Here is a 14,122-nt window from a genome sequence, read left to right on the forward strand (position 1 = left end):
GAAGAAGAATCAGCTTGCCTTTAAAATTATTTTTTATCGTATTTGCCTTTGTATTAGGCTGCATCATCTTGATAAGCCAATTGTCTTATCGCTATGTCCAAAAGGAAATAAGAACCAATGACATTTTTTACACCAATCAAATACTAGACAAGGTTGACCAGTATTTTACCGTTAATTTTTCCTCCTTTCAGACAATTCTCTTCTCAGTTGAAACATCAGTGAAAGCCAACATTAACAATACCGAAGTGATTAAAAAGCAATTAAGAGAGCTGTATGAACTCAACAGTATTTATGTCAGTAATATTTATTTGATCAAAAGCGATTTATCCATTCTAGGTGGAAGTACACCTACTCGAATATTCGATGAACCTTTATCTGAAAGAGCACCTTTATTTGATGCGGCTGACAAAAATAGAAGGACTACCTTTGTTAGTGAACCTTACAAATCGAAGTATTCTGGCTGGACCGTTACGATGGTTCGATATCTGAACGGTGCTCCGTTTCCTATGGCCATTGCGGTTGATTTGGATCTAAATGCCATTGAAGAAACCTTGTTCAAGATTAATAAACAGGAACAAATGAATCTGGCTCTGATCACTGCGTCAGGTAAGATCATTGCCGGATTTTCTGAAAATAAAGGACCTCTGAATATTCAAGATCATTCTTTTTCGATCGGAGAGACGTCAGCGGAAGAAATTCTGGATACGACAGAAACAAACCTTCAACTGTTTACCAACGATGGTATTCCGGTCTCCCTTTTGAAAAAACCAACGGAGAAATTCAACTGGACCATCATCTCGATCAACGATGAATCACGCTTAAAAGCAGCGTTGTCCAGATTGGAAACCTATTACCTCGAGTTGCTCGCTGCAGGTCTTCTTTTAAGTTTGTTCATTTCTTTTTTGGTTGCCAAATATATAAGAAAACCACTTTATACGCTCAAAACAAAAATGAAGCAGGTAGAGCAAGGCATCCTCACAACAACAATAACCATTAATCGAAACGATGAGTTTGGAGATCTTTCACGAGCATTCGATCGTATGTTACAGCAAATTGTGGAACTGATTCGCCGGGCCGAGCTTCATAATGAACTTGAGCGGAAGCTGGAAATCCAAGTGTTACAGTCTCAAATAAACCCACATTTTCTGTATAACACACTTGGTTCAATCAGCAATGTGATACGTCTCGGACAAATAGAGAAAGTAGATGTGGTGATCGGGTCGCTCATTTCATTATTGGAGTACGGGATAGACGACGCTTCAGAGAAGGTTTCCCTACGCCAGGAATTACGCAATGTAGCAGACTATATTGAGATCCAGAACATTCGGTATAACCGAAACTTCCACTTGATTGAAAATATCGAAGCAGGACTGATGGATTTCCCAGTTTTCCGAATGCTGCTACAGCCCCTTGTGGAGAATAGTATCTTCCATGGTTATAACGGAGGGGGAATTGAGGGGCCAATTACGATTCATGCGTACAGGGAGGACAGCATCGTCATCATCGAAGTTATTGATCAAGGAGAGGGAATTCCAGCTGATAAAATAAAACATATTTTAATCTCAGAACCGAGTGAAGAGGAAGTAAAAAGGAAAAGAATCGGACTGAATAATATTCATGGGCGAATAAGACTCCACTACGGAGATCAATTCGGGCTGGATATCATTAGCATACCTAAGGAAATAACCCGTATACGCGCTGTATTCCCGGCAGAATTGCCAAAAGGAGATGCATAATGGGGAGAGACTATACCTGCTTCATTGTTGACGATGAAGACCTGATCATTCAGCGATTGGAATTGTTTTTTAATGAACTCTCTCATAGGGATCGACGATTTGTTCTGGTGGGCAAAGCGAATAATGGGCTGAATGGGATCGAGGAGATCATAAAACTTAAACCGGATATCGTCATATCCGATATTGTAATGCCGCGTATGGATGGCATCTCCATGATTGAGGAGCTCAAGGCAGAGCTCCCCCATACCCAATACATACTTCTGACCGCCTATTCATCCTTCGAATACGCTCAGCGGGCGATTCAAGCCAACGTATTGGAGTACATTGTAAAGGTTCCGCTGCGGGAAGCCGATTTGAATCGAGCGTTGGATAAGGCAGCCGGAATTTTAAATGAGTTTGAGAAAAAAGAGGCGGAGTTTCATTCGTTAAACGTATCCGTGCTTGAAAATAAATACAGAGTCCGCAAGCAATTTTTTAACGAATTGATCCGAGGTGAAATTCCTTCTCATCGGGCATCGGATTTTGCCAATCGCATGCAGTTTCATTTCTTTCAAGCCAACTATTGCTGCTTCATCGTTGAGATGAATACGTACGAAAGTTTCCGAAACGAATACGCGGCCGCAGATCAAAACATCTTGAAGTATGCGATAACAAATATCATCGAAGAAACAGTGATGAATGGTAGTAGTGGGGTAGCTGCGGATCTGTCGGATAATCGTTTTATTGGTTTTTTATCCTGGGAAAATAACCGCAGTGATATGGAAACGGAATATGCTTGCCTATCCTTGGGAGGGCAGATCATCTCTCATTTGCATCAATATTTGAATAAAAGGGTGTCTGTCGCTTTTGGAAGTCCGCATCGAGGCTGGGAATCGATCAAACAGGCGTACACGGAAGCTAAAAATGTGAGTGAAGACTTCTATTATCATACCGAAAAAGTCGTAAAAACACCGATGCATCGGTTCCAATATCATAATGACAAAAAAGCAGATTTTCAGCAGAAGCTGGCTGATTTTCTTATACGGCTGAAACGAAAGATTTCCAAGGAAGAGCTGGACAATGCACTTGCCGATCTGTCGCAATTTATTACGGACCATAAAATCCACAAGTCCATCATGGCGCCAATGATTAGAGATTTGTACAGAGACATTACCGTGAAATTTAAATCAGGGAATAAGATGGCCACGGAAGTTCCAGACTTCCCCATGGAATTTATGGCATTTCAGGAGCAGCTCGCCTATATTGGCGACTTCACATTTGAATACGTACACGCGGGCCAACTATTACATCGTGCTGAAATTATGAGTGCTATGCATTATATAGAGACAAACCTGAAACAACGTTTAACGTTGGAGGCAATTGCCGAGGAAGTGAATTTAGCACCATCGTATTTTAGTAGCTTATTCAAAAAAACAATGAATGAAGGCGTGATCAGCTACATTAACCGTAAAAAAATCCATCTCGCCCTCGAGTTGTTAAACGTTCGAGATTATTCATTATTGGAATTGTGCGAGGAAGTAGGCATCGTCAATGAAGGGTACTTTTGCAAACTTTTTAAAGAATATACGGGGGATACACCTAAGCAATATCGGATAAAAATGACACGGTAGGAATTCAAATAAGGATACAAAAAAATGTATGATTTTTTCGCAAAATCCTGTAAAAAAAAAGGGGTCAAAACCATTACCATGATAGGAGCATCTAATCATGGAGGTTATCAAAATGGAGCTTATGAAATCAGATGTAACCGTCATAGGTGGAGGAATTGCCGGGATATGTGCTGCCATTGCTGCCGCACGCCAAGGACTCCTGGTTTCACTTATCAATGATCGGCCGGTTCTGGGTGGAAATGCGAGCAGCGAGGTCAGAGTTCATATCAATGGGTCTGCATATCTCGGAAACAGTCCATCCTATTATGCTCGCGAGGGCGGGTTGGTGGAAGAACTCAAACTGAAGATCTTTCATTACAACCCGTTATACAACAAAAAACTTATGCTTTCACTTTCGGATACGGTGTTATTGGACATGGTTTATGATGAGCCCAACATTTCTCTATTCCTGAATACATGTGTGCATGAAACAGGCATGGAGAACGGCAGAATTCAATGGGTGGAGGGCCTTCAACTAGCTTCCGAAAGAAAATTTCGTTTTGAAAGCTCAACCTACATCGATTGCTCCGGGGATGGAATTGTTGGATACCAAGCAGGTGCTCACTTCCGATGGGGAAGAGAGGCGAAGCATGAATACCAGGAGGAGCTCGCTCCAGAAGTGGCGGATCATTACACCATGGGCGATACGATTCTGTTTCAAGCCCGTGACGTAAACTATGCCGTTCCTTACAAAAGGCCAGGCTTTGCGTATGATATTACGAAGCTGGAGTTTTTTGATAGTATCAGAAAAGGATTAAACCATCGGTCTTTTCCAAGGAAAATCAACGGGCTTGGCGGATTGTGGTGGCTGGAATACGGCGGACATATGGATATTATCAAGAATAATGAAGACATCGCCTTGGAACTGCGGAAATTGGTGTACGGGATCTGGGATTATATCAAAAATAGCGGTGAGTTTGATGATGTAGACAATCTCATCCTGGATTATGTATGCCCGATTCCGGGAAAGCGAGAGTCGAGACGGTTTATAGGTGAACACATGCTGTCTCAGAACGATCTTACAACAAAGACTCATTTCGAAGATGCGGTATCCGTCGGAGGCTGGTATATGGATCTGCATGCAAATAAAGGCATCTACGATGAAGGGCCGGCTACAGCATGGAATTTTGTGCCGGGATTGTATAATATCCCGTTTCGCAGCTTATTTTCACGCAATATTCCTAATCTCATGTTCGCTGGCCGTAATATAAGCGCTACACATGTGGCTTTTGGATCTACAAGGGTGATGGCAACCTGTGGTTGTATGGGGCAGGCGGTAGGAACGGCTGCTGCGTTATGCGTAAAATATGATACAGACCCCGCGGCCATCGTCAAAGCCCATATGGGTGAGCTTCAGGCGCAGCTGCTTCGAGACGGGCAAACAATTGTAGGGCTTCAAGAGCCGTTAGATCCTTATTTCGCAGACGGATTAACGATTCGTGCCTCGTCTCAGCGAAGCTATGAACATCTTCATACAACCGAAGAGATCTCCTTGGAGAACGCGTTATGTTTGGTCTTGCCGATTCAGACACCCGTGGTTGAAAGCGTGCAGATCAAAATCAAAAATAGATCCGAGCATTCGGAAACGTTGCAAGTGAAGCTGTTTGGTGGGGATCGAAAGGAAAACTATATTCCCACCAGCGAGCTGAAGGGCTACAACTTGGTGATTTCAGCGGGTCACGATGACTGGATTACACTGGACCTCAACTGCAAGAAGCCAGAAAACGACAAAATCTACATCGTATTGGAAGGTACAGCGAGCCTTGCCGTGTATGGCAATGAAGAGAAAATGACTGGAGCGGTGAGCTTCCTTTATAGACCGGAAGAGCCATCCAGGCTGAAGAAACTTAATAAGAGCATTTGCTTCAAGGATCTGCTACCATCCCAGGATATGTATAATCCCGCGAATGTCGTCAACGGCTTCTCCAGACCTTATGGTCTGCCGAACAGCTGGATTTCGGAACGTACGGAAGGACAGGAATGGTTGGAATTTGGTTTTGCAAGCCCCAAGAATCTGGATGAAATCCATCTTGTTTTCAATTCGCAGCTGAATTTGGAGCATTTCGATGATCCAATCGAGTCGTTGATCCAAGATTATGATGTGACTTTAACTTTAGAAGACGGAACCGAGAGTGTAACTAAAGTCCGTGGGAATTATCTTTCGTTGAACAAACATCAGGTGTTTGCACAAGGTGTAACCCACATCCGGTTTGATTTCTGTGCAACGTATGGTTCGCCTTATTATGAAGTGTTTGCTGTAAAACTTTATGCTCCTAATAACGCTAAGTGAGGGCGGGTGAAGTCGTGATGAAGGAATTTTTCCCACGAAGAGGGCTACCTAATGTCATTCAGAAGTTGGAAAATGGTGAAACCGTGACCATCGTTTATTTCGGCGGTAGTAATACACGTTCGAAAGGATATAGGGTCATGACGGCGGATTGGCTGCGAGGGCAATATCCCCATGCCGATATCCACGCTGTGAACGCAGGCATTGATGGGACAGGATCGGACCTCGGCTGCGCCCGTTTAGAGACAGATGTGCTTCGTCATCAGCCTGATCTCGTATTTGTTGAATTCGTTGGCAACGATGGCGGAGTGCCCGAATCCAAGGCGCGGATCGAAGGCATTGTCCGACAGATTCGCAAGCGCAGCCGGTTTATCGATATCCTGTTTGTATATACGATCAAGGAGCGGGATTTGACCTCATTTCAATCCGGCGAATACCAGAAGGGCGCTCTTATGCAAGAGGAAGTCGCCGACTATTACGGCATTCCTTCGATTCATCTGGGCGTAGCGGTCAGTCAATTGGTTTCGGATGGAAAGCTTATTTTTACTTCAAGGGCAGACGTATCCATCCCCGGAGCAGTTATTTTCACGCATGATTCGATCCATCCAACGATCCCCAAAGGACATCAGATTTACACCGATACAATCACCCGGTCGTTTGAGAAAATCAGAGAACTTCGAGATCACGTGGGAAAAGTCGAACATCACTTGCCGCAGGACCCCTTGGTCCCGGCCAATCCTTGGGAGTATGCAACCATGTTGCCACTGGATCGTCTTACTCATTTTTCCGCAGGGTGGTCTTACATGACCTCTGATGATTTTCCTTTAGTGCGTGAGTATGATTGGTTGTTCCCCGGATTATGGCGAGCAGTTGATGCCGGAGAGGCGATCACAGTGGAGTTTGAGGGAACCCACATCGGCTTATTTGATATCGGGGGGCCGGATTCTGGCCGATTGAAGGTGTCGGTGGATGGAGGAGAACCCTTCCTTATTGATCGATTCACGCTCTACAACGATCATAATAGAAATCAATATATTTTCTTGCCGGAGCTACCAAATGGGAAACATACAGTTCTCTTCGAGATCGATCACGAGAAAACTGACAAAGCGGCCGTGTTTGAGGCAAGTGGCAATGAACGAGGTATGGAACATGTTCGGCAACATCCAGCTTGGTATGATCAAACCGTCATTCAGCTTGGAAAGTTGTTATTGGTGCAGCCGCCTTTATAATTGATAAGTCCTCTTGCAACACTTGGAAGACCTATATTCTATCTGACTGCTACTGAGCAATCAATTAGGATGTAGGTTTCTTTTTTTACTTAAAATCGTATAAGAAATTCTTAAAATGAAAGAAATATCACCGTAATCTAACATGCTAAGATAAAAACGACAGAGCGGGATTAGGCAGAAGGGAAGGTTAAGTGCTTTTTTACGATCATTAGAGCAAAAGGTAACTCATTTTTGGAAGCGTTATCATTATGAGGAGAGGCTGTGAATTGTATGGTCAAAAGGAAGCTGTTTTTCTTCATCGTTTTCATGTTGACGGTCGTAGTTCCTTCCAGCCTGATCGGAATAAGGACCGCTTATGCGGAGACCTTACCTTATCAGACGATTATCATCGATGACGGGAGTATCAAGATCAATGATGTTGTGACACCTGATGCGGGTAACAAGAACAATGGATATGCGGCTCCGAATTGGACTACAAGCACAGGGGTGAAGGGGTATGATCTTTCCAGCACCAAATATACGAGTACAGCAGGCAGAACGATAACATGGAATCCACGCTTGGAAGCAGGAACGGCGAAAATATCGTTCTATAAGCTAGATTGGGCGGATAAGGCTGATAGCAATGTAAAAATCGAAATTGTTCATAATGGAACAACGGATGTAGTCTTTATGGATCTAAGACCCTCATCTGGCGCTCCAGCAGGGTGGGTTGATTTGGGAGAGTACTATTTTTCTGGAGTTGGTGAAGAATTCGTTCAATTGACCCGTTCTACCGGCACCACAAACACGATCCTTACACGCGCGGATGCGGTCAAGTTCGAAGGGAATATAACGCAGAAAGAGCCACATAAGACAATCATCATTGATGATGGAAGCCTCACAATTGATCATGTCGTTACGGTTGATTCCGGCAACGCTAATAACGGATTCTCTGCTCCATATTGGAGCACAAGCGCGGGAGTGAAGGGATACAATAATTCCAGTTCCAAATTTACAGACGCTGTAGGTAGAAGCATCACCTGGAATCCACGCTTGGAAGCAGGGACGGCGAGAATATCGTTCTATAAGCTGGATTGGGCGGATAAAGCAGATAGTAATGTGAAAATTGAGATTGTTCATAACGGGATTACGGATGTTAAGTTTATGGATCTAAGACCTTCGTCAGGTCCATCGGTTGGATGGGTAGATCTGGGGGAGTATGAGTTTAGTGGTAATGATAGCGAATTTGTCAGGCTGACTCGAACACAGCCTTCTACGGGTACAATTATTACGCGGGCTGATGCAGTCAAGTTCGAGGGGAATATCCGTCAACAGGCACCACCGTTGCCCCCGCTGCGGAGCCGCACATTAACAAATCTCAGTTACACAGAGAAAGGCAGCATCGAAAATGATAACTATAAGGCGACCTTCTATGAAGCGGCATGGGATGAAGGTAAATCCATCGTGCGTGACATGTTCTACAAAAACACAGAGACAGGGAACTGGGTTCCAATCAATAATGAATCGGAAAGACTTGAGGAACAATGGGTTTTATTGGACGGGAATGCGGGGAGCCGAACCAATTACTATGATACGATGAACAAACGCTGGATTACATTCGACGGGGTCCATTTTCCCGACAGCCACACGGCGGTATTGACCGATTCTACGCATGGCAGTGATTACGATTTTGAAGTGAACTGGTCCATGGCAGGGGATAAACCAGATGTTTCTTTTGCCTTTACGCCTCGCCGCGATGGCAATTATGTGATTGGATATCAGTCCTTCACAACAGAGGCAGTCTCGGGCATCAATGAAGTGTTAAATGGATTCCGGTCACATGCCAAAATGGTAGGTACAGTGGAATCAACAAGTTTAAGAGAGCTGAGCGCTCCGATGAGCCTGGTTGAGAAAAAAGATGGTTCGGGAAATCCATTAACGTATGGCGTATTTGTACCTTCGGCAGAGCTTCCGGTTGAATTTGAACCGACGGGAGGTGTGACGAAACAACGGCTTGGCATGAGCCTGGTCAACAACGAAGGCAGTGTGCAACCAATCCTGTATGCCCCTCAATTAGGGACTTATTCGCAAATGACCGCAGAAAGCACGTATCAATTTCATATGGGGCTAATCGCTCAAAAAAGCAATCTATATGAGTCCTACGTGGATATTCTTCGCAATGAGTACGATTATTCGGCATACCGGGAAAATGTGTCAGATCAGTCGCTTACTGACGCGATGTTTAATATGATTGATCTCCTTAAAATTGAGCCGCAAGGGGACGACTCTGTGAATTATGTCCCATCACCCAGCGGGTGGTGGAGCCGTGCCAAGGGTTTTATAGATATCGAAAACGAGGATAGCGTCCGAACAAGCTCAAATGCAGTTCTTTTGGGAGCTTATTATTTAACTGGGGATGACCAGCTATACGATACGAGAGCACTGCCGTCCGTCCAGTATGGCCTATCGCGAAATGGTATTGGTTGGTCGCCAACGCAGAAGAAAGTATACGGTGTGCCTTCCTTATGGAAAATGGCTACTCTGCCATTTGATGTTTCAAGCGTAGCGGCTGTTAATCAGATGATGGGCACTACAGCTGGTATTGGGGCGCTGGCACAGGAAGAATACCTCGTACGTGACCCGGATCAGAAAGACCGCGGGCCTGTCATTCAGCCCCTGATGATGTATCGGATGACGGGAGATGCACAGTATTTGCAAGCTGCGAAGGATGCAGCCGACAGTTATATCGCGCAACATATTGATACGCCTGCATCAGTCGATGTGAGTAAAAATGAGTTCATTTATTATTATAGCAAGCTGTGGATGGAGATCTTGGAGCTATATGAGGAAACTCAGGATCCCAAATACTTGGATGCCGCCTATAAAGAAGCCAAACGCTATGCGACCATGTTTGTTGCTCGTCCAGTTCCTGAAGGTAACGTTACAATTCCTCAGCCGGAGACATATAATTACGCCGAGTCGTTCCATTGGCCGGAAAGTGGTAAATTTCAATATCCGAGACTCAAGCTTCCCGAAGATATTGCCGGAGGTGTTCAAGCGGAGCGTTGGCTTATTTCACCGAGCGGATTGACGTTTGAAGCAGGAAGTACAACCGGCTATTATCGGATGAATGCTCAGGAAGCTCCGTTCATGCTGAGATTGTCGCTCTATACAGGGGATGAACTGCTGCAGGATATTGCTCATAATGCGGTTATTGGACGATATTCCAGTTATCCAGGTTATTATTATAAGGGTTTCGCCGTTAGTCAACTTGAACCAGACTTTCCTCTGGAAGGCCCCAGCGGGGCTACATCCATCTATTATCACCATATCCCGGGGCAGCTCGGGCAAACGATGGATTATTTGATCAGCGAACAATCATTGAAATCAAACGGCAGTATTACGTTTCCTTCCGTTTTTGAAACGAATTTTTTATGGTTTAAATATCACCTCTATGGGAATAAACCAGGTCAATTTTATGGTAACTCCGACGTTTGGCTATGGATGCCCAAGGGGATTATTAAGACCAACCATCCTCAATTGAATTGGATAACGGGTGAGAGCGGGGATAAATTTTACATCGGGCTAAGCAACGCATCGTCAGAAGAAGTTCAGACTCCAATTGAATTAAACGAACATATCATTGGATTCAATCCGGCGCAGGATTATACCGTAACGATCATCCGCGACAATGGCACACCAGAGCAAACGGTAATGAGTGGTGGAATCATTCAAGCCACGGTTTCAGGTAAGGGCATCACCGCGATCATTGTAGAAGGACTTAACATTAATGTGCCGCTACATCAGGTCAGAACGGCAGATACATCGGATGCAAGTTATTTCTTTGATACCCACAGTCCAATTGATGCGGTTAAAGGCATGCTCATCGTTAAGCCCGACGAAACGGTTTATGATGCTTATGTGCAGGCCAAAACGACAAAACCAGCGACAATCCATTATTCCTTGGATGGCGGGGCCACGTACACGACCATCCCAGATACGATCTATCCGATGGAATGGTCGATACGAGTGAATGATTTATCCCAAACTTTCACGTATTACGTGGAATCGGAGGGGAAACAGACCCGTAAGCGGACACTCTATCTGCCGGATCAGGTATCGGAAACTCCAGTTCAACCCGATGGGCAGGATAGCTCAACCATCATCGTGGATAATACGGAGGCGGAGACAGAAGGCGTCTGGATAAGGGATACGACGGCTAACGATTATTATTATGATAACTATGTGTATGCCAAATCTACGACCGGCACAGCGACAAGTAAAATGAGATGGCGGCCTGAGCTTCCAGAAAGTGTCACTTACAGTGTGTATTATAAGATTCCGCAAATCACGGCTGCGAGTGAAAATTGGGCAACAAATGTCTCATTTACCGTTTATCATAGCGGCGGCTCCGATACGGTGACAGTTGATGAGACAACAGCGAATGGTACTTGGGTGCACCTGGGGGATTATCCTTTTGCTGCAGGCGATAGCGGGTACGTGGAACTAACCAATAAGGCCAATAAGTCCAGAGTCGTTGCCGATGCAATCATGTGGGTGGACCCAAACAGGGTACCGCAATTGGAGTCTGCTGTGATCCTGTCCGATCGGAAGGAACTGCAGATGACTCAAACCGCACAACTGAGCGTAACCGGTTATTTGGATAACGGTTTGGTCGGTGATCTTACACAGGCCGATGTGCAGTATTTCGTTGATCGTACGGATCTGGCCGAAGTGAATAGCAGTGGGGTGTTGACCCTTCTTAATCTTGATGGAGACACGGATCACATTGAGGTATGGGCTACGGTTACGATTGACGGAGTGACCTTAACCACACCACCTTTGAACATCACGATCAGGGACCTAACGGTTATCGTGGACAGTACAAATACAACAGGGTTATACACGACAGAAGGTTCGTGGAGCCAAAGCAATTTAGCTGGATACAAAATTGGGGTTAAATCCCGCTATTCAACAGTTCAAGGCTCATCAGCAACGTGGAAAGGCGAGTTTCCAGAAGGTAAATATACGGTCTCGATCTATAAACTCGTCCATACGACAGCAAACGATAACAATGTCAAAGTGGAAGTGAAACATAAAGCGGGTACCGAGGTCACCTATATCGATGCAACGGTCGGCTCATCGGGTTGGGTTAATCTGGGGACGTTCGACTTTACGGGCGACGGTAGCGAGTATGTTCGATTAACCAGGGTTACGCCTACAACGGTAGACCCGCCAACGCTTCCTGCGGATATGATCTATACGAGGGTTGACGCAGTTATGTTCGAACGGCATTCAAATGATTCGGAGCCGCTTGCCAATGAAGCGCCAGTTGAACCGACACTTTCTGAATCAGAGCAGTGAATTATGAATGGAAGTGGAACAACGGTAAGTGATGTTATACAAATTATTGTAAAATAACGCTAAGAGCCGAGTGGATCAAAACGATCCATTTGGCTCTTTTTGTCTAAGTGCAAGAAAGTGTGTTTACAAGGGAAGGCAGTCGGCCACCTTCCTCTTACCACCCATTAATCACTTAAGTTTGCCAAATCCAACTTTTTTGGATTCTTGTAAAAAAATTGCCGCGTTCAGATTATGTTTCGTCACACTCAAAACGTTTCTCTAGACCCACACAAATCTTCAATGGTACCATCATACACGTGCTTGAATTGAAGATTGCAGGAGGATATCATGTGGATCAACTTAAATACGATAATCTAAAGCTGGGGGAGCGCGGAGCTATCATCAGCATTATCGCCTACATATGTTTGACCGTATTAAAACTGATCGTTGGCAATATGGCCGGATCAGAAGCGCTCAAGGCGGATGGATTAAACAATGCCACCGATATTGTGGCCTCAATAGCTGTACTGATCGGTTTGAAGCTTGCCCAACGACCAGCCGACACAGATCATACATATGGTCACTGGAGAGCAGAGACCGTTGCGTCACTTGTTGCTTCTTTCATTATGATGGCAGTAGGTTTACAAGTACTGTTTCAAGCCATTGGTTCTGTGTTTCAGGGTAAACATGAATCTCCGGATATCATCGCTGGGTACACAGGCATTTTCTGCGCAGTTATCATGTATCTGGTCTATCGCTATAACAAGAGACTTGCTACTCGTATTAAAAGTCAGGCAGTCATGGCTGCAGCTCGAGATAATATCTCCGATGCCTGGGTGAGCACCGGTACGGTCATTGGGATCGTGGGTTCCCAGTTCGGCCTCCCATGGCTGGACCCTGTAACGGCTGTCATCGTAGGTTTCCTGATCTGCAAGACCGCTTGGGACATTTTCAAGGAAGCCACACATCATCTGACGGATGGTTTTGATGTTGAACTGATTCAGGAGTACAAAAAAACGATTGCCGGAATTGACAGCGTAGAGACAGTTAAAGACGTGAGAGCGCGGAACTATGGCAATAACGTTGTAGTAGACGTTGTCATAACAGTTGATGCTGAGCTGGATCTTCAACAAGCACACGATATCTGTACAGACGTGGAGAACGAGTTAATGGAGGAACATGACGTATACACCGTTCACGTTCATGTGGAACCTGATACGTTGGAAGAGTGCATTTAAACTCAGGATTATAAAAGAGCGACTCGGCAAAGCAAAAAAACCAGTGAGCTTTAATTATTCACTGGTTTTTGCTGATTTCAATTTTCATTTTTAAAAGAATACGCGCGTTGTTTATCCCATACATGACTATCTCGGCAAATTGTAGGTAATCAGATTGTTATATTTATCCGCATGTTTCTGTTCGTCCAGGATGATCCCCCACACCGTGTCTTTATATATGCCATAAGGGAGACCAAACCATATTTTTCTATACTTTTCCACGGCCGCCAATTCACCCTGAAACGCCTTTTGCAGTCCGGCAAGATAAGAGGTGACCGTTTCAACCGGCTCACTGCTTATGCCCGTAATCTCCTGACCTGTCAGATCCTTGTACATTTGGCGGAACATTTGATTATGTCCTCGTTCATCATTGCGGATGCTCGTGATGATGGCAGCCTGATTGGCATCGGGCGACAACTGAATCAGTGAATCATAGAACACCTCATCGTTTCGTTCTCCTTGCACAGCCGTTTTGATTAATTCAAGTGCTTCGGCTGATGATGTTGCCCATACCGGAGTAAAAGTGTACCTGTAACCATAAGGATATGCCACATACATTAAGAATCCCTCCAAGACAAATATGAGTTAAGATATGCACGTATGCCCATCAGCGTTAACCCAT

Annotated in this window: 7 protein-coding genes; 6 read left to right on the plus strand and 1 reads right to left on the minus strand. The window is 44.8% G+C overall.

Features of this window, described 5'->3' with window-relative positions; translation table 11 throughout:
• Positions 1-218: 218 nt before the first annotated feature.
• The 6 genes from V6668_RS15865 to V6668_RS15890 all read left to right on the plus strand — a co-directional run bounded on the left by V6668_RS15865 (position 219) and on the right by V6668_RS15890 (position 13,461).
• A complete protein-coding gene (locus V6668_RS15865) occupies positions 219-1,736 on the plus strand; it encodes a sensor histidine kinase (RefSeq protein WP_235193828.1) in 1,518 nt (505 codons plus the stop codon).
• Positions 1,736-3,346 carry a response regulator gene (locus V6668_RS15870; protein ID WP_338706075.1) on the plus strand — a complete coding sequence of 537 codons (1,611 nt, stop codon included), beginning with the start codon at positions 1,736-1,738 and terminating at the stop codon, positions 3,344-3,346. Before V6668_RS15865 ends, V6668_RS15870 begins: the two co-directional genes overlap by 1 nt.
• A gap of 97 nt (positions 3,347-3,443) precedes the next feature.
• Positions 3,444-5,675: an FAD-dependent oxidoreductase gene (locus V6668_RS15875; RefSeq protein ID WP_338706076.1), complete on the plus strand. Its 2,232-nt coding sequence runs from the start codon at positions 3,444-3,446 to the stop codon at positions 5,673-5,675.
• A gap of 17 nt (positions 5,676-5,692) precedes the next feature.
• On the plus strand, positions 5,693-6,901 hold the full coding sequence (locus tag V6668_RS15880; RefSeq protein WP_076317810.1) for an SGNH/GDSL hydrolase family protein: 1,209 nt from the start codon (positions 5,693-5,695) through the stop codon (positions 6,899-6,901).
• A 270-nt stretch (positions 6,902-7,171) separates the two neighbouring features.
• Entirely contained in the window at positions 7,172-12,244 is a 5,073-nt protein-coding gene (locus V6668_RS15885; protein WP_076327532.1) for a hypothetical protein, read from the plus strand.
• A 329-nt stretch (positions 12,245-12,573) separates the two neighbouring features.
• Positions 12,574-13,461, plus strand: coding sequence for a cation diffusion facilitator family transporter (locus V6668_RS15890; RefSeq protein WP_076327531.1), 888 nt, complete (start codon positions 12,574-12,576; stop codon positions 13,459-13,461).
• Positions 13,462-13,587: 126 nt separating this feature from the next.
• On the opposite strand, the gene V6668_RS15895 is transcribed toward V6668_RS15890, so the two are convergent.
• Positions 13,588-14,058, minus strand: coding sequence for a ferritin-like domain-containing protein (locus V6668_RS15895; RefSeq protein WP_036671366.1), 471 nt, complete (start codon positions 14,056-14,058; stop codon positions 13,588-13,590).
• Positions 14,059-14,122 lie beyond the last annotated feature (64 nt).

The organism is Paenibacillus amylolyticus (assembly GCF_036894225.1).
Lineage (GTDB): Bacteria > Bacillota > Bacilli > Paenibacillales > Paenibacillaceae > Paenibacillus > Paenibacillus amylolyticus.